We start from the raw sequence: 25,136 nt of genomic DNA on the forward strand, positions 1-25,136 counted from the left end.
TTCTTACGAGTCCCGGGCGCCTAGGCCCGCAGAACCTTCGCCCAGTCAGCCGGCACCCGCCCCGCGGGGCCCGGTGTCGGCTGCTCCGCGGGATGACTCACCGGCGGGGCCAACTCGGGCCCCGACTCGTACAGCTCGTTCGTCCCGTAGTCCCAGTACCAGTCCTCGCCCGGCTCGAAGCTCTGCACCAGGCGATGCCCGGTGTCGCGAAAGTGCCCCGTCGCGTGCTTCGCCGGCGAACTGTCACAGCACCCCACATGCCCGCACCGCGCACACCGCCGGAGGTGGAACCACCACCCCCCGGCCGCGTCGCACTCCGCACACCCGCTGCCGCTCGGCGGCACACTCGGGTCGATCCCGTTCTCGCCACTCATGCCGACTCCTCCTCGACCGCTGTCAGCGGAAGCAGTACCTGGAACCGCGTGTCGCCCGGCTCCGACTCGACCTGGATGCTCCCGTGGTGCTTGTTGACCACGATCCGCCAGGAGATGTCGAGCCCGAGCCCGGTCCCCTCACCCACCGGCTTGGTGGTGAAGAAGGGATCGAAGATCCGCTCCCGGTCCTCCGCCGGGATGCCGACGCCGGTGTCCCGGAACTCCACCACCAGCCGGTCGTGGTCCGCAGCCGTCCGCACGGTCAACGTCCCCTCCCCGCCCGCACTGTTCATCGCCGCGGCCGCGTTGTCGATGAGGTTCGTCCACACCTGGTTGAGCTCGGCGGGGTAAGCGGGGATCTTCGGCAGCGTACGGTCGTAGTCCTTGACGACCTTGATCCGCTTGCCGATCTTGCCCGACAGCATCAGCAGGGTGGAGTCGAGGAGTTCGTGCACGTCGACGGCTCGGAAGGGCGCCCGGTCGAGCTGCGAGTACTGCTTCGCCGCGTCCACGAGGTGCGAGATGCGGGTGGTCGAGTCGTTGATCTCGTCCATCAGCAGTTCGGTCTCGACCGTGTAGTTGAGCCACCCGATCGCGCTGGGCAGGATGTCCTCGTCCACCGCCGCCGCGACCTGGTCCAGCCAGTCCACGTCGAGACCGCCGCCGCCCCTCCGGCTCGTCGGAGGAGTACCAGCGGTACGGCACCTGGTTGCGGGCCAGGAACTCCCGTACCTCCGAGGAGCGTGACGACCACCGGTGGCCCACGACCTTGGTGCTGGGCACGGGCCGGAAGTCACTGTTCCGCCAGGCCTGGAGCAGATCGTCGAGGACCGGGTACAGCTTCTCCTCGGGCGGGTCCCAGGGCTTGAGGAGATAGTGGTCGAGGTCGACGACGTTGATCGCGTCGATCGCGGCGTTCGTGTCCGCGTACGCGGTCAGCAGCACGCGCCGCGCGCCCGGGTAGACGTCCAGGGCCTGTTCGAGGAACTCGATGCCGTTCATCTGCGGCATCCGGAAATCGGCCAGGATCACGGCCACGAGATCGCCGCGCAGCTTCAGTTCCCGCAACGCGTCCAGCGCGGACGCGCCGGACTCCGCCCGCACGATCCGGTACGACGCGCCGTACCGCCGCCTCAGGTCCCGGGCCACGGCCCGCGAGACACCCGGGTCGTCGTCCACGGTCATGATGACGGTCCGCGCCGTATCGGCGGCCTGTGCCATACGTCCCCCCCCACTGGGCGGTCGACCCACGGCACGGCGTCCCGGGGCACCGCGCCGACCTCCGCCCATCATATGTTCGATCGCAGCGGAGTGCCCGGACACGAGGATCGGCTCCGCGAGGCCCCCGGCACGCAGAACTCGTTGCCCGAGGGGGACATGCGGGCGACGTAGTGAAGACTGATCACCGGCACATAGTGATTTCGACATGGGAGGCAGCCGGATGACACGTCCGATCACCGCAGGGGTCGACGGATCGCAGGAGAGCCTCGCGGCCCTCGCCTGGGCGGCGCGGGAGGCGGTGCGGCGCGACCGGCCGCTGCGGGTGGTGCACGCCTGGCGGTTCCAGCCGCAGCAGGCGCTCGGAGCGGGGATCGAGGGGGACGCGGACAGCCAGGCCGAGTGGGTGCACAGCGCGGTGACCGAGGCCGTCGGGACCGTCACCGAACAGCATCCGGAGCTCGCGGTGACCACCGATGTCATCGAGGGCGCGGTGGCCGACACCCTGGCCGCCGCCGCGGCCGACGCCGAGTTGCTGGTGCTCGGCTCGCGCGGGCACGGTCGCCTCGTCGGATTCCTGCTCGGCTCGGTCGGCCAGCAGGTGATCGCCTCGGCCACCCGGCCCGTGGTGCTCGTCCGGGCCGGCGACCAGCCCTCGTCCGAGGCCGCCGGGCGCGAGATCGTCGTGGGCCAGCAGGGCGACCCGGAGGACAGCGCCGCCGCGCTGCGCTTCGCCTTCGAGACGGCCGCCGCGCGCGGGGCGACCGTGCGGGTCGTGCGGGCCTGGAACCTGCCGCCCGTCTTCGCCTACAGCCCGGGCTCGCTGAAGCTCCTGGACGAGGCCGGGGGACTGGAGCCGTACGAGAAGAAGGGCCTGGCCGCCGCCGTCCGGCCCTTCCGGGAGCGTTTCCCCGATGTGCCGGTCGAGGAGCACGTGGAGATGGGCAGCGCGAGTCAGGTGCTGCTGTCGGTGGCCGGGACGGCGCAGCTGATGGTCGTCGGCCGCCGGGCCCACCGCACGGCCGTCGGGGCCCGCATCGGCTCGGTGGCCCACGGGATGCTGCACCACGCGGACTGCCCGGTGGCGGTGGTGCCGCACGGGTGACGGCGCCGGTCGCTCACTCCGACGTCGGCGGCTGCAGCGTCTTGCTCGCCTTGGGCAGGATGTTCTCGATGTAGTCCTCGACCGCGGTCTCGATGCCGATGTCGTGCTGGGCCCGCTCGGACATGTACCAGCGGTGTTCGAGGAGCTGGTGGTAGATCTCCGCCGGGTCCATCGCACCGCGCAGTTCGAGCGGCACGGCCCGCACGGTCGGGCGGAAGACCTCGCGCACCCAGCGGTGGGCCAGCACCTCGGGGCGGGCTCCGAGGGGGTCGCCCGGCGCGTAGTCGTCCTGGGTCGCCATCCAGCTCTCCAGGTCGTTCAGCAGCCGCCGGGCCTGGTTCTCCTCCGTGTCCAGCCCGGTCAGGCGCAGCAACTGCCGCTGGTGGTGGCCCGCGTCGACGACCTTGGGCACGAAGCTGACGGTGTCGCCGTTCGAGGCGTGCTCGATCTGCATCTCGGCGACGTCGAAGCCGAGGTCGTTCAGGCGGCGGATCCGGCGTTCGATGTAGTGGTACTTGCCGGCCGGGTAGACGGAGGCCCGGGTCAGCTCTTCCCACAGGCCGCGGTAGCGGGCGCAGATCTCCGTGCCGAACTCGATCGGATCCACGGAGGGGTGCAGTGCCCCCGACGCCTCCAGGTCCAGCAGCTCCCCGCTGATGTTCACCCGGGCGAGATCGAGGTCGTAGTCCCGCTGCCCCGCGCTGAGCTGCGGATGCAGGTCACCGGTCTCGGCGTCGACCAGGTAGGCGGCGTAGGCGCCGGCGTCGCGCCGGAAGAGGGTGTTGGACAGCGAGCAGTCGCCCCAGGCGAACCCGGCCAGGTGCAGGCGCACCAGGAGCACGGCGAGCGCGTCCATCAGCCGGTGCATGGTGGCCGGGCGCATGGTCGTCTCGAACATCGAGCGGTACGGCATCGAGCCGCCCAGATGCCGGGTGACCAGGACGCTCTCCAGCGGGCCGCCGCTCGCGTCGGTGCGTCCGGTGACCACGGCCAGCGGGTCCACCGCCGGGATGCCGATCCGGTCGAGGTCGCGCAGCAGCTCGTACTCGCGCAGCGCGGGCCGCTCGGCCAGCTCCTTGACGGCGATCACCTCGTCGCCGGCGCGGGAGTAGCGCACCACGTGCCGGGAGATGCCGCGCGGCAGCGGGACGAGGTACTCCTCCGGCCAGTTCTCCAGGGGCAGGTGCCACGGCAGTTCCAGCAAGAGCGCGGGGTGCTCGGGGTTCGTCGCGCTGATCTGCAGAGCCATGCGCCGGGTGTCCTTGTCTCGCCGCCGATCGTCGCCTCACTCTAGAGTGCGCGTTCCCGGGCCCGCAGAGCGGCGTCCCGCACCCGCCCGCGGTGCGCCGGGCCGTGCCCGGGGAGCAGCAGCTCGCCCTCCAGCTCCGCCAGGACGTCCAGGGAGGCCAGGGCACGCGGCCGCTGGTGGTGGAACATGTCCGGCAGCAGCTGGGGTCCCTCCACCCGCGAGGTGGGATGCCCGCTGACCAGGGCGTCCCCGGAGATCAGTACCCCTGCGCCGGGCAGGTGGTAGGCGCAGTGCCCGTCGGTGTGGCCCGGGGTGTGTACCGGTACCGGCCGCCCGGGCAGATCAAGGGCGCCCGTGGCCGGGAACGCCAGCGGAGCGGCCACGGGGACGTGGGCCGTGCCGCCCGAGCGCAGCGCGTGCACCGCCCACGGCAGGACCCCCGGCCGCCAGCCGTTCCTCAGCACCGTCCCGACGGACACCTGGTGCAGGAACTCCCGTCGCGCGTGTGGCACTTCGGCCTCGTGCAGGTGGACAGGGGTGCCGTACGCGGCGCGCAGGTGCTCCGCGTTGCCCAGGTGGTCGTTGTGCGCGTGCGTGATCAGCACGGCCGCGACCGCCTCCGGGGAGCTGCCGACCTGGGCGAGCGAGGCGAGGAGCCGCTCCCGGTCACCGGGGTAGCCGGTGTCGACCAGCGTGACGGCGTCCCCCTCCGTGAGGATCACCCAGTTGGTGTGGGAACCGTGCACCAGGTAGGTGCCGTCCGCGACGTGGTGTACGTCCGCCCGCATGATCGCCCGCCTCGTGTGGTCCCGGTTCCGGCCCGTCGGGAGAAGAGAAGCAGCTCCCGCGGCAGGCGGAATCACCGGGTCCGGCTCAACGGAGTGGTGGGGGAGGGGCGTTCGATGCGTCTCAGAGCACGCCGTGCGGGCGGAACTGGATGCTGATGCGCGGCCCCGCCGCGCGCGTGCTCTTGGGGATCGCGTGTTCCCAGGTGCGCTGGCAGGAGCCGCCCATCACGAGGAGGTCGCCATGGCCCAGCGGGCGGCGCACGGTGTCCCGGTCGCCCCGCAGCGGGCGCAGCAGCAGGTCCCGGGGCGCTCCGACCGACAGGATCGCGACCATCGTGTCCTCGCGCGCCCCGCGCCCGATCCGGTCGCCGTGCCAGGCCACGCTGTCCCGGCCGTCGCGGTAGTAGCACAGCCCGGCCGTGGTGAACGGCTCGCCCAGGTCCTCGCCGTAGTGGGCGCTCAGCGCGCTCCGCGCCTCGGCCAGCACCGGGTGCGGCAGCTGATCGTCCGCCCCGTAGAACGCGAGCAGGCGGGGGACGTCGACCACGTTGTCGTACATCTTGCGCCGCTCCGCACGCCACGGAACCCCGGCGACCAGCTGCTCGAACAGTTCGTCCGAGCCGCTCAGCCACCCGGGCAGGACGTCGAGCCAGGCGCCGAAGCCGAGGTGGGTACGGCTGATCCCGTCCAGAGAGCCGAGGCGCAGCTCGTCGGCCTGGTCGAAGAGGGAGCCCTGGAGGTGCATGCGGCCAGCGTACCCCTGAATCGAATATGTGTTCCAGGGAGAACCCGGTCTTTCGATACGCCGGTGTATCCAATACAGTCCTGTATCGAAAGGAGGGCCGGGCATGGCTGTCGAAGGAACCACCGGGCGCGTGACCAGGCGCCGTGTCCACACCCGCGCCAACCTCCTCGAGGCGGCCTTCTCCGTGTTCGCGGCCAAAGGCTTCGGGCACGTCTCGATCGAGGAGGTCTGCGAGGCCGCCGGCTACAGCAGGGGCGCCTTCTACTCCAACTTCTCCAGCCTCGACGAGCTGTTCTTCGCCCTCTACCGGGAGCGGGCCGACCTGATCGCCGAGCAGGTGTCCGGCGCCCTGGCCCTCGACGAACCCGACCTCGACGTACCCGCCGCCGTGGACCGCGTCACCGGCGTGCTGCTCCTCGACCGCGACTGGCTCCTGGTGAAGACGGACTTCCTCGTGCACGCCGCCCGCGACCCGGAGGTGGCGCGGAGCCTGCTCGAACACCGCGCGCGGCTGCGGCAGGCCATCGCCGACCGGCTCGGCCGGGCCCGCGGGCACACCGCACTGCCCGCCGTCCTGGGCGACACCGACGGCGCCGCCCACGCCGTGGTCGCCGCGTACGACGGCGTCACCACGCAACTGCTGCTGGACCGGGACCTCGACCACGCACGGGCCTGGCTGAAGCAACTGCTCACGGCCCTGCTGACCGACGGCAGCGGCACCCTCGCCCACACGAAGAACTGAGGAAGGGAACGGTCGCCATGGATGCCGATGTCATCGTCGTCGGAGCGGGCCTCGCCGGCCTGGTCGCGGCGCACGAACTGACCAGCAAGGGCCGACGGGTCGCCCTCGTCGACCAGGAGAACGCGGGCAACCTCGGCGGCCAGGCCTTCTGGTCCTTCGGCGGGCTGTTCCTCGTCGACTCGCCCGAGCAGCGGCGCCTGGGCATCAAGGACTCCTTCGACCTCGCCTGGAGCGACTGGCGGGGCAGCGCGGGCTTCGACCGGCTGGAGGACGAGGACTCCTGGGCGGTGCGCTGGGCCCGCGCCTACGTCGAGTTCGCCGCGGGGGAGAAGCGGTCCTGGCTGGACGGACACGGCATCACGTTCCTGCCCACCGTCGGCTGGGCCGAGCGGGGCGACCTCACCGCGCACGGGCACGGCAACTCCGTGCCCCGCTTCCACGTCGCCTGGGGCACCGGCACCGGCGTCGTCGAACCGTTCGTGCGGTATGCCAAGCAGGCCGCCCGCGACGGCCTGCTCACCTTCCACCACCGCCACCGCGTCGACGCCCTCGTCGTCGAGGACGGCACCGCCCGGGGCGTACGCGGCACGGTCCTGGCCGAGGACGCCTCACCCCGCGGCGTCGCCTCCAGCCGCGACGCGATCGGCGAGTTCGAACTCACCGCCCAGGCCGTCATCGTCACCAGCGGCGGCATCGGCGCGAACCACGACATCGTCCGCCGCTACTGGCCCGAGCGCCTCGGCACCCCGCCGCAGGAGATGGTCACCGGCGTCCCCGCCTACGTCGACGGGCGGATGCTCGACATCAGCGCCGAGGCGGGTGTACGGCTGGTCAACCGCGACCGCATGTGGCACTACACCGAGGGCCTGCAGAACTGGGACCCGATCTGGCCCGGCCACGGCATCCGCATCCTGCCCGGACCGTCCTCGATGTGGTTCGACGCCCTCGGCCGCCGCCTGCCCGGGCCGTACCTGCCCGGCTACGACACCCTCGGCACCCTGAAGCACCTGCGCACCACCGAGGACATCGCCGGGTACGACCACTCCTGGTTCATCCTCACCCAGAAGATCATCGAGAAGGAGTTCGCACTCTCGGGCTCCGAGCAGAACCCCGACATCACCGCCAAGGACCGGGTCGGATTCCTCAAGGAACGCATCCTCGGCAAGGGCGCGCCCGGACCGGTCGACGCGTTCCTGCGCAAGGGCGCCGACTTCGTGACCGCGGCCGGCGTCGAACAACTCGTCGCGAAGATGAACGAACTCACCGACAAGCCGCTCCTCGACGCGGCCGCCGTCAAGCGCCAGATCGAGGCCCGCGACCTGCAGATCGCCAACCCCTACGCCAAGGACGCCCAGGTGCAGGGCATCCGCAACGCCCGCCGCTACATCGGTGACCGCCTCGGCCGGGTCGCCACCCCGCACCGGATCCTCGACCCGGCGGCCGGCCCGCTGATCGGCGTCAAGCTGCACATCCTCACCCGCAAGACCCTCGGCGGCATCCAGACCGACCTGGACTCCCGCGCCCTAGGGACCGACGGCAAGCCGGTCGAGGGACTGTACGCGGCCGGCGAGGTCGCCGGATTCGGCGGCGGCGGCGTCCACGGCTACAACGCCCTGGAGGGCACCTTCCTCGGCGGCTGCCTCTTCTCGGGCCGGGCGGCGGGACGGGCCGCGGCCAAGCAGACCGCCTGACCGTACGGAACGGCCCGTCGCCTCACGACCGGAGGAGGCGGGCCAGCACCGTGGCGTGACTCTGCTCCGGCGTCCTGGACGCGGTCAGCAGCGTCACATCGCCCTTGCTCACCAGGTCACGCACCCGGTCGAGGGCCTCTGCGGCCTCGTCGGCGGCGAGCTCCGCCTCGTACCGCTCGGCGAACTCCTCGTACGAGCCCTCGCCCGCGTGGTACCAGCGGCGCAGCTCCGTCGACGGGGTGATCGCCTTCGGCCACTCGTCCACCCGTGCCGCGTCCTTCGCCACTCCGCGCGGCCACAGCCGGTCGACCAGGACCCGCACCCCGTCGTCCGGCTCGGCCGGATCGTAGACGCGGCGCACGCGCACGCTCATGAGCGGCTCCTCTCCGCGGCGACACGGATACCTGCCGCGAGCCTAACCCCGGCCGGACGCCCGCACCCCCGGGGACCGCTGCGGTACATCCAGGGTTCCCAGGGGTGCGGGCCGGTATCAGCCGGAGCGGCGGCGGGCGGCCGTGCGGCGCTTCAGCGCACGCCGTTCGTTCTCGCTCGTCCCGCCCCACACGCCGATGGACTGGCCGGTGTCCAGGGCCCATTGCAGACACTGCTCCTGCACCGGGCAGCGCCGTCGGCACACCGCCTTGGCCTGCTCCGTCTGCAACAGAGCCGGGCCGGAGGTGCCGATCGGGAAGAAGAGCTCGGGGTCCTCGTGCCGACAGGCAGCGTGGTCTCGCCAGTTGTCCATCGAAGTCACCTGCATCGCAGTAGAAACGTGCTCTCTCGGATGCTTACTCCTCTTCGGGTGACCTGTCGATGCGCGCTGAAACAGGGCGTTCCCCGGCAGCCGTTCACTGCTCCCGCATGCCCCAGGGGGAGCCGTAGTCCGTCAGCAGGTCCAGGAACGGCCGGGCCGGGAAGGCCTCCGGGCCGAGCACGCCCGCCCCGGACCAGGCGCCCGTCGCGAGGAGTTCGAGCGCGACGACGGGGTTGATCGCGGTCTGCCACACCACCGCCTGGGAGCCGTACTCCGTCATGGACCACTGGTTGTCGACCACGTGGTACAGGTACACCTCGCGCGGCTCGCCGTCCTTCACACCCCGCACCCAGGTGCCCGCACACGTTTTGCCGTGCATGCGCTCGCCCAGCGTCGCCGGGTCGGGCAGGCACGCGGCGACCACGTCCCGGGGCGAGACCTGCACCGGGCCGTCCGGCCCGGGCACGGTCACCGGGTCGGTGCGGTCCAGGCCCAGCAGATGCAACGTCTTCAACGTCTCGACGAACTCCCGGCCCAGGCCGTACTTGAAGGTCACCCGGCGGGCGTCGACCCAGCGCGGGACGAGCAGCACCTCCTCGTGCTCCACGTTCACGCACTCGACCGGGCCGATGCCCTCGGGGAAGTCGAAGACCTCGGGCTCGCTGAAGGGTTCGGTGGTGAACCAGCCCTTGCCGGTCTCGTAGACGACCGGCGGGTTGAGGCACTCCTCGATGGTGGTCCAGATGCTGAAGGAGGGTGCGAAGTCGTAGCCGTCGACGGTCAGGTTCGCGCCGTCGCGGATGCCGATCTCCTCGATCTCGTCGAAGAGTTCGTCGGCGGCGAAGCGCGCGAAGACGTCCGACATGCCCGGCTCCACACCCATGCCGACGAGGGCCAGCAGTCCCTCCTTCTCCCAGTCGGCGGCCTGCGCGAACTGCTCGTCGCCGAGCTTGACCCCGCACTCCTCGTAGGGCCGCTCGGCGTGCGGGCGGGACAGCGACATCGCCATGTCGAGATAGGTGGCGCCCGCGGCGCGGGCCGCGCGGAACAGGGGCATCACGAAGCGGGGGTCGGTGGCGTTGAGCAGGACGTCGCAGCGGTGCCAGCCGAGCAGGCGTGTCACGGCCGCCTCGTCGCCCGCGTCCACCTGCTCGGCGGTGAACCGCGGGTCACCGCCCAGGGCCGCGACCGCCGCCTCGGCCCGGTCCGGGTCGTAGTCCGCCACCACCATCGCCTCGAAGAACGGCCGACGGGCCGCGATCCGGGTGATCGCCCCGCCCACACCACCGGCACCCACGAGCAGTACACGCATGACAGAAACTCCCTTTTTGCGAAGAACGTGACGCGCCCTTGCAGAGATGAAACGCCGTGCCGTGTCATAAGGTCAATGGCGTTGGCATAAGGAGGGAGGCGTCGTGCCCAAGCCCGTGGTGCCGGAGGAGAAACGCCGTCGGCGCAGGCCCACCAAGAGCGGCACCGTGCTGTCCGAGGAGCTGATCGTCGAGACCGCGCTGCGCATGCTGCGCGAACACGGCAGCGCGGGACTGACCGCCCGCCGGCTGGGCCTCGCCCTGGACGCCGACCCGAGCACGCTCTACCGGTACTTCCGGGGCATGGACGACCTGACCCTCGCCATCGGCGACGCGCTCATCGGCCAGGCGCTGGAGGGCTGGCGGCCCACGGGGGAGTGGCGGGCGGACCTGCGGTCCTTCGGGCTGCGTGTTCACGCCGCGTACCTCGCCCACCCCCAGGCCGCCCTGCTGACCACGAACCGCGTCACGGGCCGGGCCCATGAGCTGGCCGCCGACGAGGCCGTCCTGGGCCTCCTGCGCACGGCCGGATTCCCGCTGCCCGACACCGTGCGCATCTACCACGCCTTCATCGACCAGACACTGGCCTTCGCCGCGCTGGACGCCGCCTCGCTCGCCCTGCCCAGCGACTCGCTGCACGCCGACGAGGACATGTGGCGCTCGACGTACGGCCGCCTGCCCGCCACGACCCATCCCCGCATCGCCGAGGCGGCGCCCCTGCTCGCCACCCGCATGCTCACCAGCGCCTACCCGACGGCCCTGGAGATGCTGCTGGACAGCGCGGCGGCCCGGCTGGAAAGCATCCGGGACTGAGGCGTCAGGCGCGCAGCGCCTCCGCGGCGGTGGCCGTCACCGCCTCCGCCACCTGCGCCAGCGCCGGTGAGTCGAGCTTCCACTGCTGCCAGTACAGCGGCACGTCGACCGTGCGGCCCGGGGCGATGCGGACGAGCCGGCCGTCGCGCAGCAGGGGATCCGCCTGGGGCTCCGGCACCAGGCCCCAGCCCAGCCCGGCGGCGACGGCCTCGACGAAGCCCTCCGAGGTCGGCACATAGTGCCGCAGCGCGCTCGCGCCGCTCCGCCCCCGGGTGAGCCCGCGGACGAAGCCGTCCTGGAAGTCGTCACGCTGGTCGAAGACCATCACGGGCACCTCCGTCAGCGCCTGGGCCAGGGGCCCGCCGAGGTGGCGCGCGGCGAAGTCCGGGGCGGCCACGGGGAGGTAGCGCATCCGTCCGAGCGACCGCACGGAGCAGCCCGGCACGGGGTCCGGCGACGAGGTCACCGCGGCCATCACCACGCCCTCCCGCAGCAGGGCCGCCGTGTGGTCCTCGTCCTCGCGGCGCAGCTCGAAGCAGAGCCGCGGCTCCTGCGGCACACGGGTGAGGACGGGCAGGAACCAGGTGGCCAGCGAGTCCGCGTTCACCGCCACCGACACCCGCGTCGGCTCCCCGGTGCCGCTCAGCCCGAGCTCCGCGTGCGCGTCGTGCTCCAGCCGCGCCACCTGGCGGGCCAGCCGCACCAGCACCTCGCCCGACTCGGTCGGCCGCACCGGCTTGGTCCGCAGCAGCAGGACCCGCCCCGTGCGCTGCTCCAGCGCCTTCACGCGCTGGCTGATCGCCGACGGCGTCACATGCAGCGCGGCCGCCGCCGCGTCGAACGTTCCCTCGTCCACTACGGCGAGCAGGGTCCGCACCTGGTCCAGCGGGAGATCCGTCATCATCACGCATGCTAATGATACGTAAGAATCCTTAGCTGGACCTTGGTCGGGCGCGTCCGTAGCGTCGACGTCATGACCAGCACCTTCACCGCCGGCGCCGCCGGTTTCGGCACCGGACTGTCCCTCATCGTCGCCATCGGCGCCCAGAACGCCTTCGTCCTGCGCCAGGGGATCCGCCGCCAGGCCGTCCTCGCCGTCGTCGGGATCTGCGCCCTGTCCGACGCCGCGCTCATCGCGCTCGGGGTCGGCGGGGTCGGCGCGGTGGTGGTGAAGTGGCCGGGCGCGCTGACGGTGGTCGGCTGGATCGGCGGCGCGTTCCTGCTGGGCTACGGCGCCCTGGCCGCCCGCCGGGTGTTCCGGCCGGACGGCGGTGCACTGCGGACGGAGGGGGAGGCGGCCGGATCGGTACGCCGGGCCGTGCTCACCTGCCTGGCGATGACCTGGCTCAACCCGCACGTCTACCTCGACACCGTGTTCCTGCTGGGCTCTGTCGCCGCCGACCAGGGTGCGCTGCGCTGGACCTTCGGCCTCGGCGCCGTGCTGGCCAGCCTGTGCTGGTTCACGGCTCTGGGCTTCGGCGCCCGGATGCTCGGCCGCTTCCTCGCCAAGCCCGCGGCCTGGCGTGTTCTGGACGGCCTGGTCGCCGCCACCATGATCGTGCTCGGTGCCGTGCTCGTCATCGGAAGCTGACACCTCGGCCGCGGTGCGATCCTGCTGTCCGCGCCACCGACGAGACGCGCGGGCGCATGCGGGGCGTCTTCACCGTCGTCGTGGCGGGCGGCCCGCGCCTCGCCGGCGTGCTGCACGGCACCGCGGGCTCCGCCTTCGGCCCCCGCACCGCCGTTGCGGCGGCGGACTGCTGGTCGTCGCGGTGATGCTGGTGCTGGCCGCCGCCGTACCGGCGCTGCGGCGCTACCGCGTCTGACGCCTCACAGGGCTCCGCGCCGGTGCAGCGTGTACTGCTCCATCAGCTTGCCCCGGGTCATCTCCAGCCGGTGCGCGAGCACCTCGGCGACGTTCCGTACCAGCATCAGCCCGAGCTCCGGGTCCTCCTCGCACAGCGCCAGTACGGACCCGGCGTCGAACTCGTAGGCCCGCACCGGGCTGAACGCCACCGCGCCGAAGTCCCAGGTGTACGGAGGGAACAGCCACGACCAGCCGAGCAGGTCGCCCGCGCCGAGGCTGGCCACGGTCACCCGCTGCAGCGAGTTCACCTGCTGGTCCAGGGAGACGGCGCCGGAGCGGATGATCCAGAAGCGGTCGGCCGTGCCGTCCGCCTCGAAGATCCGGGCGTCCTCGGGAAAGGACACCTCCCGGGCGAGCGTCATCAGACGCTGCCGCTGGGGCGGAGGCAGGGCGGTCAGGAGTTTGATCGCTTTGGTCATGACGCGGAGCTCCTCGCCGGGAGGTCGACTGCGGTGCTGTCCCTTAGCCCATTTCAGCCGCTGGCGGGGCCCTGGGCACCTCGGCGTACGAGACTTCTTCCTGCAGGCCGTCCGGGCATGAAAAAGCCCTGGCTGGACGGGGGAGACCAGCCAGGGCCGTAAGCGGTGATGCGCGGAGGACGAGGGGTCGACTCCGGCACCACGTATGGATGAACAATAAACCATCTGGGCCCTGTGTGCGTCCCCGAGGCCGGGTTGCGTGACCTGTTTCACGTCCGGGTCACCGCACGAGCACCCGGACCGTCTCCAGCTCCGGGGCCTCGGGGCCGGGCAGGTGCATGCCCGCGTCCAGCCCTGTCCGCAGGTACGCCGGCACCGGCCCGGCCGAGGCCGTGCCGAAGAACGCGTCCCGGGGGCGGCACCGCCTGCTCCGCAGCTCCGTGGGCGACGGAACCTCCGCCGCGGCGCCCTGGGCAGGCCGGGCGTGGCCCGCGCGAGGTCCCGCAGCGCCTCCAGCGACGGCCTGGTGGTCTCCCGGTCGTCGCCATGGGTGATCTGGGGAGCCCATGCGCCGGTGATCCACCGGATGCGCGTCGATGTGCCGGTGCTCGCGCAGCCAGTCCGCCGCCCGGTAGCCCGTGATCCCGAGCCCCGCGACCGACAGCATCGCGGCCTTCACCGAAGGGAACTCCCGCAGGTGCCGAAGAACGTGTGCTCGGAGACAGATGCCCCTTGCGCCGGTACTCGCCCAGGGCTTCCCGAACCGGTGCCTATGGGTGGTCGACCGTCATGCGCGCCGGGTTCCAGGCGGTGCCCTCGCGGGCCCCGTCCGAACAGGCCACCGGCCTCCGCCCGGTCAGCCCTCCGGGACGTGTCTGCCCGGAGTCACGATCTCGTCCAGCACCCGCAGCACCGCCTCGTAGGACATCCGCCGCACGGTCGCGTCACGGGCCCCCTGCGGGTCGGTCGCGTCCAGCTCCTCGCTCCTGGTCCGCCACGTCCGCTCCTCCTGCACCGCGCAGTCCCTCGCGCGCCGGATGCGCCGCAGCAGCTCGTCCGAATCCACCACATCGGTCATGCACACCGCCTACCCGCCCAAGGCCCGGAGATGGCACCGGGGCACGGCCGTTCGAGGTGTTTTCGGGTCTTCCGGCCGGACCGGAGGTTTGCAGGTGCGGCGAAAGGTGAGCCGAAGAGTAAGACCGCGGCGCTCACGGTGCGCGCCCCGAACGCCGCGCCAGGTCGAAGCAAGCAGCGGGTCCGCGGGCCCCGGGCAGGCCCGTGCGGGCGGCCACGGAAAAGCGGTCAGGACCCGGTTCGTCCGTGCCGACAGGGAGCTGCAGAATGTGCGACGAGCACATGATCGAATCCGTATTCGAGCCGCCCGGCGTTCACCGGGCCCGGCCGTGCAAACCTGCCGAGGCGCGCCGGGCGGTGGAGCGAGCCGTGGCCGAACGCTGCCGGGCCACCCACACCCCGTGCGACACGGACGCCCTGTCCGACGCGCTGCTCGTCGTCTCGGAGCTGACCACCAACGCGATCCTGCACGGCGGCGGTGTCACCGACTTCCAGGTGGACGTCGACGGCCCCGGCGTGCGAGTGTCGGTGAGCGACGGCAGTGACGCGCTGCCCGTGGTCATGCCACGCACCGATCTGCACGGACGGCTTCGGCACGGCGGCCACGGCTGGCCCATAGTCTGCCGGCTCGCCCGCGACGTCCGCGTGTCGGACCTGCCCGCTGGGGGCAAGTGCATCACCGCCGTCGTACCTCTGTCCTGAACCCCGTGAGCCGGTACTCCACAGATTGCACAGCAAAGCGGAGTTTGTTCCACCGGGGGCAGGGCAGACGCAATTTCGTGCTTCGGACCGGAGGCGCGCCAGCGGGAGCGGTATGACTGCCCCGGAGGCCCTCCAGGCGATCCGGGCATCAGCCTTCCCGCGGTCAGTCCCTGATACCACCGTTCAGGAGCGAATCCGCATGCTCATCGAAACGCCCACCCATCGTCCCGGCACGCCCGAAACGGTGACCACCGCTCCCCGGCGGCGGCACGACGACGCCCCCGACACCGCCGCCCTCTTCGCCCGGATGGCGGAGCTGGAAGAGGGGCCCGAGCGGGAGGCCGTCCGCGACGAACTGGTCGCCCTGTGGCTGCCCATGGCCCACCGCATCGCCGGCCGCTTCCGCGACCGCGGAGAGTCGATCGAGGATCTCCGGCAGGTCGCCGCACTGGGCCTGGTCAAGGCCGTCGACCGGTTCGACCCGAGCCGGGGTGCCTTCGAGAGTTACGCCGTCCCCACCATCACCGGCGAGGTCAAGCGCCACTTCAGGGACCGCATGTGGGCCCTGCGGGTCCCCCGCCGTGTGCAGGAGCTGCGCAACAAGGTGCGGGTGGCACGCCGCGAACTCACCCAGAACCCGGGCAGCCCCGAGCCTTCCGTGGCGGACCTCGCCAGCCACACCGGCCTGACCGAGGAAGAGGTCAACGCCGGGCTCGAGGCCCTGGACAGCTTCAGCACCCTGTCGCTGGACGCCGAGCTCTCGGCCGACGACGACGGCTACAGCCTCGCGGACACCCTCGGCGCGGCCGACTCGTCCTACGACGTCGTCGTGGACCGCGAGTCCGCCAAGGAAGGCCTGCGCCGCCTGCCGGAACGCGAACGGGCCATCCTCTACATGCGCTTCTTCGAGGACATGACCCAGAGCCGTATCGCCGACCACCTCGGCATCTCCCAGATGCACGTCTCCCGCCTCATCAGCCGCAGCTGCGCCCGCGTGCGCGACGAGGTCCTGGGACAGCGGACGGGCACCCGGGGGAGCGACGGCACCTCCACCACGGCATGACCATCCGACCCCACGAGGAGCGAACGACCATGCTGAGGCCCCACCCCGCCGTGCTGCGCCGACTCGTCGACGAGTACGAGGCCCTGGCTGCCGCCGGGGCCGCCCGCGGACCGGCGGAGCTGAATCCCAGGGCACGCGACCTGGCGTACACGTTGTGCGTGTCCACCGGCACCAGGGACGTCAAGCGCGCCCTGGAAGCCGCCCACCAGTGGCTCGCGGCCGCACCCGCACCGGTCCGCGAACCCGCTGCGCCGACGACCGGACAGCGCATGCCGGCCCCGGAGCCCGCCTGATGCGCGTGTGCCACTGACACGACGGGGAAGGCGAGACGGGACGAGGGCCCGGCCGACGGCGGAAGCCGCGGCCGGGCCCGTTCGCGTCATGCCATCGACATCTCAGGAGTCCCATGTACACAGCCGGGCGGGCAGCGGCCGAAGACGACGGCGAGGTGGAGCGCCTGCGTGCCGAGGTGCGCGACCTGCGGGCCCGGGCCCGCGTCCACCCGCTGATCTCGCAGGCCCAGGGCATTCTGCAGGAGCGCTACGCGCTGCCCGACGGGGAGAGCGCCTTCGCTCTGCTGCAGCGGGCCTCCCAGCGGTACAACGTCAAGCTGCGCACGCTGGCCGGCGTCCTGGTGACCGCACCGCGCCCCGGCGGGCGGGACACGCTGTGGTTCCCGCGGCGCGTCCGCGGGCCGGAACCCGACCTGACGTTCACCCAGGCGCACCGGTCCGGGTCCGGCAGCCGCAGTGCCGTCCTGAAGGCCGTGCTGAGTTCCACCCTGGCGGTGGTCGGCACCGACATGGGCAACGTGCAGCTCACCGACCCTGCGCGGGGAGGTCTGCGCATCGAGCAGCACACCGGCCTCACGGCCGACTTCGTCGACTTCTTCGCCCACGTCGGCGAGGACGGCACCTCCTGCGCCCGGGCCGCCCGGGACATCGCCCAGGTCACCGTGCACGACGTGGAGAGCGACCCGGTGTTCACCGAACCGGCCCGGCGGGCCATCCTCGCGGCGGGCAGCAGGGCCTGCCACAGCGTCCCGCTGACGACCGCGTCCGGGATGTGCGTCGGCATGGTCTCGGCCCACCTGGACCGGCCCCTGAGCGGACTGACGGCGGCCCAGACCAAGGCCCTCGACACCGTGGGCGGCCAGGCCGGACGCTGGCTCGCCTGGCACGACCGCACGGTGGTCCTGGACGCCCTGGAGCACCTGCACGCCCTCGGCCGCGCCGGCCACGGATCGAGGCTCCGGCGGTCCTGAGCCCGTTACGGAAGTGGCGCCGCCGTGTCGCTGTGGAGGACGGGACCCGGCCTGGAACCGGAATCCCCTGGTCCGGAGGCTGCGCCGGGTGTGTGGGCGCCGACCCGGGGCATCCGGACTGCCGGGAGGTCGACATGAACACGACTGCGATGGCACAGGGCGGTCGGTTCCGGGCCCGCCGAATGGCGCGGGGTTCGGTGACCGAGGGGGCGGCACGGGCGGGCTTCACCGCCCGGGGCGTGATCTATCTGCTCGTCGGAGCGCTGGCTCTGCAGATCGCCTTCGGTGACACGGGCCGGCAGGCCGACCGCGGGGGAGCCCTGCAGGAACTGGCACAGAAGCCGTTCGGCGCGGTGCTGCTGTGGGCGCTGGGCATCGGGCTCGTCGGCATGGCCCTGTGGCGGCTGTCCGAAGCGCTCTTCGGCTCGATCGGCAAGGACGGCCGCAGCGCACGCAAGCGGCTGATGGCGACGGTCCGCTTCGCCTTCTACGTCTTCGTCGCCTACTCGGTGCTGTCGTTCGCGGCCAGCCGCCACCAGAGCGGATCCAGCGACCAGCAGTCCCGGGACGCCACGGCCAGGGCCCTGGAGATACCCGCCGGCCAGTGGCTGGTCGGTGCCGCCGGGATCGCGATCGTCGCGGCGGGCGGCTGGATCGCCGTACGCGCGGTGCTGCGCAAGTACCACGACAAGCTCCGGCTGGGGCAGATGAGCCGCCGGACGCGGCAGCTGGTGGACGTCACCGGCGTGGTCGGCGGCGCGGCCCGCGGGCTGGTGTTCGCGGTGGCCGGTGTCTTCGCCGTCCGCGCCGCAGTCGACTACGAGCCCGACCGGGCCAAGGGCCTGGACGACACCCTGCGCTCCTTCGCCGACACCCCGCTCGGCCCCTGGCTGCTGGTCTGCGTGGCGGCCGGGCTGGTGCTCTTCGGAATGTTCTCCTTCGCCATGGCCCGGTGGCGACGCGTCTGAGCCGCGTTCTGCGGGGAACACGAAGCCAATGAGCGATTCCGAGATTCCGCATGGCGACGGCCGGCCCGTGGACGTGTACCTGGACCTCCTGCGCATCCGGATGGACACGGAGGACTACCGCCTTCTGATGCGCGCGGTGGAACCGGTCCTCGAGGCGATCGACGAGGAACGCCTGTCCAGCCTCGACTTCGCGCTCGACTCCGGCGCCAACGACGAACTGCCCCAAGAGGTCCGTGACGAGGTGGCCCTCGTCATCGCCACCGCCGTCACCGGCCGCCTGGACAACGAAGTGGTCGAACTCGACGTCGACGACACCGGCCCGGTCAGGATCGTCACGGACGCCACCACCGCGTCCGACCCGATCCGCCTCGGCGAGATAGCCGACTACATCCGGGACCGGCACAAGCAGACCGAGGAACTGCGGGGCATCGCCGAGGTGAGCGGCCTGCCCACGGACTTCTGACGGGCAGCGCCTCTCACTCCCGGGGCGGCTCTCACCCCTTGGGCGCCGCCACCGGCACGCCCAGCGGCCGCGCGAGACCCACCACGGCCTCGTCCAGCCGCTCCAGATGCCGCAGCACGCGGTCGGTGATGCGGCCGTAGCGCGGTGTGCCGGCGTCCGATCCCAGCAGGGAGGCGATGCTCGGCCCGGTTTCGGCCTGCACGTCCGCGTGCTCGTCGGCGACCCGGGCCGCGATGGTCTCGATGTTGCGCACCGTGCGCCCGGCGGCTCCGCGAAGTCGCGGGTCCGCCGCGATCGAGGGATGCGTCGGCAGCAGCTCGGCGGTCGCCGCCAGCGTCCGCGCGTGGTACGCGCACGTCTCCAGCAGCGCCACCACGTACCGGGCCGTGTGACGCCGGGTCCGCAGCGGTGTGACCGGGTGGATCAGCGGCTGGGTCGCGCCCCGCAGATCGGCCAGCGCCTGGTCCAGGTCGCGCGCCTTGTCCAGCAGCTCGTCCGCCGGTCCGCCGCTGAGCTGGCCGACCGCGGCCTCCGTGACCTCGGCCAGCCGCTCCAGCACGGTGACGAGCAGCTCGTTGGTACGGCGATCCGTCTGCACCGGCAGGACCAGCGCCGCCGCGACCACCCCGCAGACCACGCCGATCGCCGTCTCCTCGATCCGCAGCACGAGCACCTCGAGGCTGTAGGTGTGCAGCAGCGTGTACAGCAGCCCCAGCATCGCGGTGACGAAGAACGACATCAGGGTGTACGACAGCGGCGCCGTGTAGAACATCGCGAAGATCAGCACCAGGACCAGGGCGAACGCCGTCCAGGTGTGGTTGCCGACCAGCCCCGCCAGGACGATGCCGGCCACCACGCCGAACACCGTGCCCAGCAGCCGCCGGTACCCCTTGACCAGGATCTCGCCCGTCGACGCGGTGTTGAGGAAAACGATCCAGCACGTCAGCACCGCCCAGTACCAGCGCTGCGTGGACAGCAGCTCGCCGCCCACGATGGCCAGCGATGACCCGACGGCGACCTGTACGGCGGCACGCGTGGTGGGCCGCCGCAGTCCCGTCTGCTCCTCCTGCTCCGGTTCCTCGCCGCCGTCGATCGCGGCGTCCTCGGCGTCCAGCTCCTCACGGGAGCGGGCCGTCGCGGGGGTGTCGTCCGACTCGTCCTGCGGGCCGTCCAGCGCGATCCGCAGCCCGAGCACCGCACGGGCCGACTCGCCGATGCCGCGGAAGACGTCCTGGGCGGCGGCCGACGCCGGCGGCAGGTTCTCCTCGTCCCGGTAGCCGAGGAGACGGTTGCGCACATGGGCCAGCCCGGTGCCCGTGTCGCCGGTGCCCGTCCGCAGCACCAAGGCGTGCAGCGCCTGCAGATCGCGGCGGAGCGTGGCACCCGTCTCGTCCGGCACGGCCGGCCCGGCCACCGACGGGGCGGGCGCGCCCGGCAGGTGCAGGGTGAGGGTGTCGGCCCGCTCGGCGCTACGGGCGGACAGCAGCAGCAGGCCGAGCCGCTCGGCGGCGATCTCGGCGTCCGCGATCCTGCGCTGCACCAGCCGCGCCGCCGACTCGTCCGGGGTGCCCTCCTCCAGCCGGTCCTGGATCATCATCGCCGTCTCGTGGAGCCGCGCGGTGCCCTCGCGCACGGCCTCCAGCGCCTTGTCCATCTCGTCCGCGGGGGCGTCGAGGAGTTCGAGCTGCGCGGACACCAGCTGCGCCAGCCGCGCGCGGAAGGCCAGCCGCATCCGCAGCAGCACACCCGTGGGCGTCGCGGGCACGATCGCGAAGCGCAGTAGGGCGCTGGAGGCGAACGCCAGGGCGATCGCACCGCACAGCGCGGGCAGCCTGGAGACGGTGGCGCCGACGAACAGGGACAGGAAGTAGACCTGGAAGCCGATCAGCCCGAGCGCGGTGCCCCGGTCACCGAACCGGCGGCCGTAGACCGCGCAGAAGATCAGGACGACGAAGAAGACGTCACCGACGACGAGACGCGCATTGAGCACCGCGCCGAGGGACACCGATGCCAGAGCCACCGGCAGCCCCAGCGCCAGCGTCACGGCCTGCGCGGCCGGCTGCTTCTCCCGGATGGCGAAGGTGGCGACCATCGCCGCCATGGCCCCCGCCACCAGCAGGTGCACATCGGCGCCCAGCAGGGAGAGCACGGCCACGGTCAGGGCGATCGCGCCGACCGTCCGCAACCCGGCCGTCAGACGCAGCAGTCCGGGGTCGGACGCCGCGATCCGGTCCCGCAGTCGTGCCCGCACCGCGCGTCCCGCTGCCCTCACGCCGCCGCACTCTCTCCCGACTCACACCAAGATCCGTATCTCAGCATGACATGCCACCGGCGGGAGCCCCCGACCGGCCCGGCCTACTCCGGCCCGGGCGACCCCTCGATCTGCGCCCGCACCTGTTCCGGCGTCAGATAGGCGTCGGTGTACTCGAAGTCCTTCAGCCGCGCCGCCCTGCGGGCCTGGAACCCGGTCCGTACGAAATCGTCACCGGCGACCGCGTTGAGCAGCCAGTTCGTCATCACCCGCGTCTTGGCCACGTTGGTGCGCAGCGCCGACCAGTGGTAGCCGCGGGCCACGGCCTGGGCGGGCAGCCCGCGCAGTTCGATGCCCAGCGGCTTGGAGACCGCGTCGGTGCCGCCGAGGTCGACGACGAGCCCGAGGTCCTTGTGGACGTACGGCTTCATCGCCTGGCCCCGCAGTGACGCGATGACGTTGTCGGCGACGTGCCTGCCCTGCCGCAGGGCGTGCTGCGCGGTGGGCGGGCACATGGCCCCGTCCCCCTTGGCCAGGTCGGGCACGGCGGCCGAGTCGCCGAGCGCGAACACCCCGTCGTTGCCCGGCAGGTTCATCTCGGAGGCGACCGCGAGCCGCCCCTTGACGGTCTCCGCGCCGAGCGTGGCGATGAGTGGGCTGGCGACGACCCCGGCGGTCCAGATGAGCGTGCGGGTCGGGACCACCCGCCCGTCGGTGAAGGTGACCTCCTCGGGGCCCGCCTTGGCGATGGAGGTGCCCAGGGAGATGTCGATACCGCGCCGGCGCAGGATCTCCTGCGCGCTGCTGCCGAGCTTGTCGCCCAGTTCCGGCATCAGCTTCGGCGCGATGTCGATCAGATGCCACTTGATCAGACCCGGGTCCAGCCGCGGGTAGCGCTTGACCGCCGCGTGCGTCAGCCGCTGCAGGCAGGCCGCGGTCTCGGTGCCCGCGTAGCCGCCGCCGACCACCACGAACTGCAGCCGCGAGGCCCGCTCCACGGGGTCCTGGCTCGCGTCGGCCAGGTCAAGCTGCGAGATGACGTGGTCACGGATGTACGCAGCCTCGGCGAGCGTCTTCATCCCGAACGCGTGGTCCGTCAGCCCCGGGATGTCGAAGGTGCGGGTGATGCTGCCGGGCGCCAGCACGATGTAGTCGTACGGCTCGTTGACGATCTCGTCGGTGATGGTGCGGATGACGCAGATCTTCGACTTCAGGTCCACGCCGATGGCGCCGCCCGGAATGATCCGCGTGCGGTACTTCTTGCTGCGGCGCAGGGAGACGGCGATCGACTGCGGCGTCAGCACGCCGGAGGCGACCTGGGGGAGCAGCGGCAGGTAGAGCTGGTAGGCGAACGGCGTCACCAGCGTGACGTCGGCCTCGTCCGGGGAGAGTTTCCGTTCCAGACGGCGGACGCACTCCACGCCGGCGAAGCCTGCGCCAACCACCAGGATCCTGGGTCGTGTCACGGTGTTCATCCCTTTCTGCGGCTCCAGGCGGTCTGCCTCGAACGCCTTCCGACTGCCCCTGGATCGCCGGTTCGCACCCTTTCGATCCCACCGTGTGTCCGGCCGGTACGCCAGCGGGACGCGGCAGGCAGACGAATGCGTCGATCACCACCATGCCCGCACCGTGGCCGAAAAGCACCAGGCGGGAGTGAAGAACGCGTGCACACCCGGCCCGCCGGACCCGCCGTCAGGAGCGGGCGCCGCCCTGGAAATGACACAGCAACAGACACACGTCGTCGTCCCGCTCGGAATCGCTCAGCAGCGGATGCAGAATCCGGTCCGCCGAGCCCTCCAGGTCCGCGTCCAGCTCCGCTGAACGGAACCCGCCGAGCGCCGAGGCCAGCCGCTCGATGCCCGGGTCTATGCCCTGCGCACGGCGCTCCACCAGCCCGTCCGTGTACAGCGCGAGGGTCGAACCGGGCGCCAGCTGCTCCGTGTGGTCGGCGATCTCCTGGGTGAGCGGGATGCCGAGCATCGCGCCGGGCTTGGCGTCGAGCGTGCGTACGGTGCCGTCGGGCAGCCGCAGCACCGGCGGCGGATGCCCCGCGGCGGCCCAGGTCAGCGTGGGCTCGTCCGGGTGGAACCGGGCGATGACGGCGGTGGCGTACAGGTCCGGCTGGAGATGGTGCAGGAACCGGTGCAGCCGGGTCAGCAGCCGGCCGGGGCTGTCGCCGTCGACGGCGTACGCCCGCAGTGCGGTGCGCAGCTGGCTCATCATGACCGCCGCGTGCAGACCGTGTCCGGTCACGTCGCCGATGACGGTGATGAGGCCGCCGTCCCGCTGGGGGAACGCGTCGTACCAGTCGCCGCCGATGTTCAGCCCGTGCGTGGCCGGAAGGTACCGCGCGGCCAGGCTGAGGCCGGGCGTGGCCGGCAGATCCGTCAGCAGGGCGCGCTGCAGCGTCTCGGCGATGTCGCGGTTGTGCTCGAAGCGCCGGGCGTTGTCGATGGCGATGCTGGCCCGGCGGGTGAGCTCGATCAGCATCACCGCGTCGTCCGGGTCCCAGCGCGCACCGGGCGGCGACAGCGTCAGGATCCCCAGCGGGGCTCGCCGCGTCGGCAGCGGCACACACAGCAGCGGCCGCCCGGGCTCCAGCGCCGACGGCGGGTGGTCGTCGACGCCGGGCAGGTTGCCGGGGTGGTCGGCGGCGTACTGGGGCCGCCCGGTTCGGGCCGCGACCACGGCGGCGGCCGGATGCGGCGTCGAGCGGTGCTTGTCCTCCTCGTGGTCGAACAGCCAGATGTCGACGCTGCGCGCGTATTCGGGCACCAGCAGGTCCGGCAGCCGGCGCACGATCTCCTCGTGGTTCAGCGACGCCGTCAGCACCGCGCTCGCGTCCGCGAGGAACGTCAGTCTGCGCCGGGCGCTCTCCGCCTCGTTGCGGGCGCTGCGCTCGGCGGCGAAGGCCTCGCGCTGGGCCCGCCCGGCCGCGTCCAGCTCGGCGTGCAGTGCCAGCACGCCCTGGTTGGTCTGGTGCAGCTCCTCGCGGTGGAAGGAGACCAGGTCCTCCTGCTCGGTGAGCTTGTCCAGCACCACGGCCGTGTCCTCGTCGGCGCCGAGCAGCGCCTCCGACAGGGCGGCGGGGTCGTCGGCGACGGTGCCGTCCTCGGCGGCCTCGGCCGTCTCGGGACAGGTGACCGTGACCTCCCAGAGCGGCTCCCCGGCGGCGCACGCCTCCGGCGACGGGGTCACCACGACGTGCAGCAGCCCCTCCTCGGCGGGGGAGCCCGCCAGGTCCATGGTGAGCCGCCAGGTGCCGCCCTTGGTGAGGCACTGCCGCAGGTGGGCGCTGAGGTCGGCGGCCAGCCGGGTCCGTTCGACGGTGGGCACACCGTACGCGGCGGCCAGGCGCGCGAGCGAGATGCGGGCGCGGGCCGCGTCGGTGACGGTGGCGATCTGCCAAGTGCGCATCATGGGCGTTCCGGCGGGGTCGAGGTCAGCACGGCCACGGCGGTGTCGTCCCGCACCGGCCGGGCGGGACTGCTGGCGTCACGTATCGTCACGGCGGCCGTCACGGCCGGGTCGGCCGCGGGCAGAGCGGGGTCCGAGGGCGGCGTCCAGCGGCTGGGCAGGCCGTCGGTGTGCAGGATCAGCAGCGGGTCGTCCGCCCAGCCGGCCTCCTCCTCGCGGAGGGTGGTGGGCCGGTGGACTCCGACGATGCCGGGCCGTGACAGCAGATGGCGCCAGGTGCCGTCGGTGCGCAGCCGCGCCCCCACGTTCCCGATGCCGGTGAACCGCAGCCGCCCGGTCGACAGGTCGAGCTGGGCCAGGGCGACGGCCGCGCCCCGCGTGCCCTTCAGCGCGTCGTGCAGCCGCCGCAGCGCCTCGGCGGGGGAGACGTGGGCCCAGCGGTGCAGCGCCGCGACCGCGGCGGACGAGGCCCGCGCGGCCTCCGGCCCGTGCCCCAGCCCGTCCGCCAGCATCAACGTCACCCGGTCCCCGGCCCGGACCCACGCCCAGGCGTCCCCCGAGTACTCGGCTCCCCCGTAGGGGAGGTTCACCCCACCGGCCCGCACACCGGCCACCGGCAAGGAACGGTTGTGCGCGGCGGCCCCGGGATCCGGGAGGCTGCGGGCCGGTGCCGCGCGGTGCTCCGGCGTCCTCGTCCTCGGCCCGCTGCCCGCGGCCGCGGTGCCCGCGAGACCGTGGACCGGCGCCACGGGCCAGTCCGACTCGCCCGTCCGCGGTCCCGAGCCCGTGACCCCGGCGTCTGCCGGGTCGTGGCCCGGTGCCGTCCGGGAGGCCGAGTCGGCCCCCGGGGTGTCGG

The 25,136-nt window shown here is 72.4% G+C and carries 24 protein-coding genes and 5 pseudogenes; 12 read left to right on the forward strand and 17 right to left on the reverse strand.

Features of this window, described 5'->3' with window-relative positions; genetic code table 11:
- Positions 1 to 20: 20 nt before the first annotated feature.
- From G3I77_RS33615 to G3I77_RS33625, 3 genes and pseudogenes are all read right to left on the reverse strand, one after another.
- The gene (locus G3I77_RS33615) at positions 21 to 374 is read right to left on the reverse strand and encodes a UBP-type zinc finger domain-containing protein (protein ID WP_248509838.1); all 354 of its coding nucleotides are present in this window, start codon (positions 372 to 374) and stop codon (positions 21 to 23) included.
- Positions 371 to 1,033 (reverse strand): annotated as a pseudogene (locus G3I77_RS33620) (sensor histidine kinase); the annotation flags it as partial. The gene G3I77_RS33615 and the pseudogene G3I77_RS33620, both read right to left, overlap by 4 nt.
- Positions 996 to 1,595: pseudogene (locus tag G3I77_RS33625) on the reverse strand (response regulator); the annotation flags it as partial. The pseudogenes G3I77_RS33625 and G3I77_RS33620, both read right to left, overlap by 38 nt.
- 220 nt (positions 1,596 to 1,815) lie before the next feature.
- On the opposite strand from G3I77_RS33625, the gene G3I77_RS33630 reads away from it, so the two are divergent.
- A complete protein-coding gene (locus G3I77_RS33630; protein WP_248509840.1) occupies positions 1,816 to 2,697 on the forward strand; it encodes a universal stress protein in 882 nt (293 codons plus the stop codon).
- A 13-nt stretch (positions 2,698 to 2,710) separates the two neighbouring features.
- Here G3I77_RS33630 and G3I77_RS33635 read toward each other — a convergent pair whose 3' ends face one another.
- From G3I77_RS33635 to G3I77_RS33645, 3 genes are all read right to left on the reverse strand, one after another.
- The gene (locus tag G3I77_RS33635) at positions 2,711 to 3,946 is read right to left on the reverse strand and encodes a DUF4032 domain-containing protein (protein WP_248509842.1); all 1,236 of its coding nucleotides are present in this window, start codon (positions 3,944 to 3,946) and stop codon (positions 2,711 to 2,713) included.
- Between the two features lie 41 nt (positions 3,947 to 3,987).
- Positions 3,988 to 4,734, reverse strand: coding sequence for an MBL fold metallo-hydrolase (locus tag G3I77_RS33640; protein ID WP_248509845.1), 747 nt, complete (start codon positions 4,732 to 4,734; stop codon positions 3,988 to 3,990).
- Positions 4,735 to 4,855: 121 nt separating this feature from the next.
- On the reverse strand, positions 4,856 to 5,479 hold the full coding sequence (locus G3I77_RS33645; RefSeq protein ID WP_248509847.1) for an alpha-ketoglutarate-dependent dioxygenase AlkB: 624 nt from the start codon (positions 5,477 to 5,479) through the stop codon (positions 4,856 to 4,858).
- A 103-nt stretch (positions 5,480 to 5,582) separates the two neighbouring features.
- Between G3I77_RS33645 and G3I77_RS33650 the strand changes: the two genes are divergently transcribed.
- Both G3I77_RS33650 and G3I77_RS33655 read left to right on the forward strand, forming a co-directional pair.
- The gene (locus tag G3I77_RS33650) at positions 5,583 to 6,221 is read left to right on the forward strand and encodes a TetR/AcrR family transcriptional regulator (RefSeq protein WP_248509849.1); all 639 of its coding nucleotides are present in this window, start codon (positions 5,583 to 5,585) and stop codon (positions 6,219 to 6,221) included.
- A gap of 17 nt (positions 6,222 to 6,238) precedes the next feature.
- Positions 6,239 to 7,912: an FAD-binding dehydrogenase gene (locus tag G3I77_RS33655; protein WP_248509851.1), complete on the forward strand. Its 1,674-nt coding sequence runs from the start codon at positions 6,239 to 6,241 to the stop codon at positions 7,910 to 7,912.
- 22 nt (positions 7,913 to 7,934) lie between these two features.
- Here G3I77_RS33655 and G3I77_RS33660 read toward each other — a convergent pair whose 3' ends face one another.
- The 3 genes from G3I77_RS33660 to G3I77_RS33670 form a co-directional block, all read right to left on the reverse strand.
- Positions 7,935 to 8,285, reverse strand: coding sequence for a DUF488 domain-containing protein (locus tag G3I77_RS33660; RefSeq protein ID WP_248509852.1), 351 nt, complete (start codon positions 8,283 to 8,285; stop codon positions 7,935 to 7,937).
- A gap of 117 nt (positions 8,286 to 8,402) precedes the next feature.
- Entirely contained in the window at positions 8,403 to 8,657 is a 255-nt protein-coding gene (locus tag G3I77_RS33665; protein WP_030844076.1) for a WhiB family transcriptional regulator, read from the reverse strand.
- Positions 8,658 to 8,760: 103 nt separating this feature from the next.
- Positions 8,761 to 9,978: a saccharopine dehydrogenase family protein gene (locus G3I77_RS33670; protein WP_248509860.1), complete on the reverse strand. Its 1,218-nt coding sequence runs from the start codon at positions 9,976 to 9,978 to the stop codon at positions 8,761 to 8,763.
- Positions 9,979 to 10,081: 103 nt separating this feature from the next.
- On the opposite strand from G3I77_RS33670, the gene G3I77_RS33675 reads away from it, so the two are divergent.
- Complete coding sequence (locus G3I77_RS33675; RefSeq protein ID WP_248509862.1) at positions 10,082 to 10,789, forward strand: TetR/AcrR family transcriptional regulator; 708 nt, start codon at positions 10,082 to 10,084, stop codon at positions 10,787 to 10,789.
- A 4-nt stretch (positions 10,790 to 10,793) separates the two neighbouring features.
- Here G3I77_RS33675 and G3I77_RS33680 read toward each other — a convergent pair whose 3' ends face one another.
- Entirely contained in the window at positions 10,794 to 11,693 is a 900-nt protein-coding gene (locus G3I77_RS33680) for a LysR family transcriptional regulator ArgP (RefSeq protein ID WP_248509864.1), read from the reverse strand.
- 69 nt (positions 11,694 to 11,762) lie between these two features.
- On the opposite strand from G3I77_RS33680, the gene G3I77_RS33685 reads away from it, so the two are divergent.
- Both G3I77_RS33685 and G3I77_RS33690 read left to right on the forward strand, forming a co-directional pair.
- Entirely contained in the window at positions 11,763 to 12,380 is a 618-nt protein-coding gene (locus tag G3I77_RS33685; protein ID WP_248509865.1) for a LysE/ArgO family amino acid transporter, read from the forward strand.
- 9 nt (positions 12,381 to 12,389) lie between these two features.
- Positions 12,390 to 12,615 (forward strand): annotated as a pseudogene (locus tag G3I77_RS33690) (MFS transporter); the annotation flags it as partial.
- Positions 12,616 to 12,619: 4 nt separating this feature from the next.
- On the opposite strand, the gene G3I77_RS33695 reads toward G3I77_RS33690, so the two are convergent.
- The 3 genes and pseudogenes from G3I77_RS33695 to G3I77_RS33705 form a co-directional block, all read right to left on the reverse strand.
- Positions 12,620 to 13,075, reverse strand: coding sequence for a cyclic nucleotide-binding domain-containing protein (locus tag G3I77_RS33695; RefSeq protein ID WP_248509867.1), 456 nt, complete (start codon positions 13,073 to 13,075; stop codon positions 12,620 to 12,622).
- 280 nt (positions 13,076 to 13,355) lie between these two features.
- Positions 13,356 to 13,742, reverse strand: a pseudogene (locus G3I77_RS33700) (ornithine decarboxylase); the annotation flags it as partial.
- A gap of 189 nt (positions 13,743 to 13,931) precedes the next feature.
- Positions 13,932 to 14,153, reverse strand: a complete 222-nt coding sequence (locus G3I77_RS33705; protein ID WP_248509869.1) for a hypothetical protein — start codon at positions 14,151 to 14,153, stop codon at positions 13,932 to 13,934.
- Positions 14,154 to 14,419: 266 nt separating this feature from the next.
- Here G3I77_RS33705 and G3I77_RS33710 point away from each other — a divergent pair, with 266 nt between their 5' ends.
- The 6 genes from G3I77_RS33710 (at position 14,420) to G3I77_RS33735 (ending at position 18,612) form a co-directional block, all read left to right on the forward strand.
- Positions 14,420 to 14,854 carry an ATP-binding protein gene (locus G3I77_RS33710; protein WP_248509871.1) on the forward strand — a complete coding sequence of 145 codons (435 nt, stop codon included), beginning with the start codon at positions 14,420 to 14,422 and terminating at the stop codon, positions 14,852 to 14,854.
- A gap of 199 nt (positions 14,855 to 15,053) precedes the next feature.
- Positions 15,054 to 15,917 (forward strand): SigB/SigF/SigG family RNA polymerase sigma factor, encoded by an 864-nt coding sequence (locus G3I77_RS33715; protein ID WP_248509872.1) that lies wholly within the window; start codon positions 15,054 to 15,056, stop codon positions 15,915 to 15,917.
- Between the two features lie 29 nt (positions 15,918 to 15,946).
- On the forward strand, positions 15,947 to 16,210 hold the full coding sequence (locus tag G3I77_RS33720) for a DUF5133 domain-containing protein (RefSeq protein WP_248509873.1): 264 nt from the start codon (positions 15,947 to 15,949) through the stop codon (positions 16,208 to 16,210).
- Positions 16,211 to 16,323: 113 nt separating this feature from the next.
- On the forward strand, positions 16,324 to 17,181 hold the full coding sequence (locus G3I77_RS33725; protein WP_248509874.1) for an ANTAR domain-containing protein: 858 nt from the start codon (positions 16,324 to 16,326) through the stop codon (positions 17,179 to 17,181).
- A 134-nt stretch (positions 17,182 to 17,315) separates the two neighbouring features.
- Positions 17,316 to 18,149, forward strand: a complete 834-nt coding sequence (locus G3I77_RS33730; RefSeq protein ID WP_248509875.1) for a DUF1206 domain-containing protein — start codon at positions 17,316 to 17,318, stop codon at positions 18,147 to 18,149.
- Between the two features lie 28 nt (positions 18,150 to 18,177).
- Entirely contained in the window at positions 18,178 to 18,612 is a 435-nt protein-coding gene (locus tag G3I77_RS33735; protein ID WP_248509876.1) for a hypothetical protein, read from the forward strand.
- A 31-nt stretch (positions 18,613 to 18,643) separates the two neighbouring features.
- Here the strand turns inward: G3I77_RS33735 and G3I77_RS33740 are convergent, their stop codons facing one another.
- The 4 genes and pseudogenes from G3I77_RS33740 to G3I77_RS33755 form a co-directional block, all read right to left on the reverse strand.
- Positions 18,644 to 20,884, reverse strand: coding sequence for an FUSC family protein (locus G3I77_RS33740; RefSeq protein WP_248509877.1), 2,241 nt, complete (start codon positions 20,882 to 20,884; stop codon positions 18,644 to 18,646).
- A gap of 83 nt (positions 20,885 to 20,967) precedes the next feature.
- Entirely contained in the window at positions 20,968 to 22,338 is a 1,371-nt protein-coding gene (locus tag G3I77_RS33745; protein WP_248509878.1) for an NAD(P)/FAD-dependent oxidoreductase, read from the reverse strand.
- A 217-nt stretch (positions 22,339 to 22,555) separates the two neighbouring features.
- Positions 22,556 to 24,283: a PP2C family protein-serine/threonine phosphatase gene (locus G3I77_RS33750; RefSeq protein WP_248509887.1), complete on the reverse strand. Its 1,728-nt coding sequence runs from the start codon at positions 24,281 to 24,283 to the stop codon at positions 22,556 to 22,558.
- A pseudogene (locus G3I77_RS33755) lies at positions 24,280 to 25,038 on the reverse strand (SpoIIE family protein phosphatase); the annotation flags it as partial. The pseudogene G3I77_RS33755 and the gene G3I77_RS33750, both read right to left, overlap by 4 nt.
- Positions 25,039 to 25,136: the final 98 nt, after the last annotated feature.

The sequence above is a fragment of the Streptomyces sp. D2-8 genome, from assembly GCF_023184515.1.
GTDB lineage: Bacteria > Actinomycetota > Actinomycetes > Streptomycetales > Streptomycetaceae > Streptomyces.

Excerpts from the sequence above, each read along its gene's own strand:
- G3I77_RS33725 (WP_248509874.1), top strand. The coding sequence starts at position 16,324 with ATGTACACAGCCGGGCGGGCAGCGGCCGAAGACGACGGCGAGGTGGAG.
- G3I77_RS33645 (WP_248509847.1), bottom strand. The coding sequence starts at position 5,479 with ATGCACCTCCAGGGCTCCCTCTTCGACCAGGCCGACGAGCTGCGCCTC.
- G3I77_RS33615 (WP_248509838.1), bottom strand. The coding sequence starts at position 374 with ATGAGTGGCGAGAACGGGATCGACCCGAGTGTGCCGCCGAGCGGCAGC.
- G3I77_RS33695 (WP_248509867.1), bottom strand. The coding sequence starts at position 13,075 with ATGACCAAAGCGATCAAACTCCTGACCGCCCTGCCTCCGCCCCAGCGG.
- G3I77_RS33705 (WP_248509869.1), bottom strand. The coding sequence starts at position 14,153 with ATGACCGATGTGGTGGATTCGGACGAGCTGCTGCGGCGCATCCGGCGC.
- G3I77_RS33730 (WP_248509875.1), top strand. The coding sequence starts at position 17,316 with ATGAACACGACTGCGATGGCACAGGGCGGTCGGTTCCGGGCCCGCCGA.
- G3I77_RS33745 (WP_248509878.1), bottom strand. The coding sequence starts at position 22,338 with ATGAACACCGTGACACGACCCAGGATCCTGGTGGTTGGCGCAGGCTTC.
- G3I77_RS33655 (WP_248509851.1), top strand. The coding sequence starts at position 6,239 with ATGGATGCCGATGTCATCGTCGTCGGAGCGGGCCTCGCCGGCCTGGTC.
- G3I77_RS33720 (WP_248509873.1), top strand. The coding sequence starts at position 15,947 with ATGCTGAGGCCCCACCCCGCCGTGCTGCGCCGACTCGTCGACGAGTAC.
- G3I77_RS33680 (WP_248509864.1), bottom strand. The coding sequence starts at position 11,693 with ATGATGACGGATCTCCCGCTGGACCAGGTGCGGACCCTGCTCGCCGTA.
- G3I77_RS33630 (WP_248509840.1), top strand. The coding sequence starts at position 1,816 with ATGACACGTCCGATCACCGCAGGGGTCGACGGATCGCAGGAGAGCCTC.
- G3I77_RS33750 (WP_248509887.1), bottom strand. The coding sequence starts at position 24,283 with ATGATGCGCACTTGGCAGATCGCCACCGTCACCGACGCGGCCCGCGCC.
- G3I77_RS33670 (WP_248509860.1), bottom strand. The coding sequence starts at position 9,978 with ATGCGTGTACTGCTCGTGGGTGCCGGTGGTGTGGGCGGGGCGATCACC.
- G3I77_RS33665 (WP_030844076.1), bottom strand. The coding sequence starts at position 8,657 with ATGGACAACTGGCGAGACCACGCTGCCTGTCGGCACGAGGACCCCGAG.
- G3I77_RS33660 (WP_248509852.1), bottom strand. The coding sequence starts at position 8,285 with ATGAGCGTGCGCGTGCGCCGCGTCTACGATCCGGCCGAGCCGGACGAC.
- G3I77_RS33715 (WP_248509872.1), top strand. The coding sequence starts at position 15,054 with ATGCTCATCGAAACGCCCACCCATCGTCCCGGCACGCCCGAAACGGTG.
- G3I77_RS33710 (WP_248509871.1), top strand. The coding sequence starts at position 14,420 with ATGTGCGACGAGCACATGATCGAATCCGTATTCGAGCCGCCCGGCGTT.
- G3I77_RS33685 (WP_248509865.1), top strand. The coding sequence starts at position 11,763 with ATGACCAGCACCTTCACCGCCGGCGCCGCCGGTTTCGGCACCGGACTG.
- G3I77_RS33650 (WP_248509849.1), top strand. The coding sequence starts at position 5,583 with ATGGCTGTCGAAGGAACCACCGGGCGCGTGACCAGGCGCCGTGTCCAC.
- G3I77_RS33735 (WP_248509876.1), top strand. The coding sequence starts at position 18,178 with ATGAGCGATTCCGAGATTCCGCATGGCGACGGCCGGCCCGTGGACGTG.
- G3I77_RS33640 (WP_248509845.1), bottom strand. The coding sequence starts at position 4,734 with ATGCGGGCGGACGTACACCACGTCGCGGACGGCACCTACCTGGTGCAC.
- G3I77_RS33635 (WP_248509842.1), bottom strand. The coding sequence starts at position 3,946 with ATGGCTCTGCAGATCAGCGCGACGAACCCCGAGCACCCCGCGCTCTTG.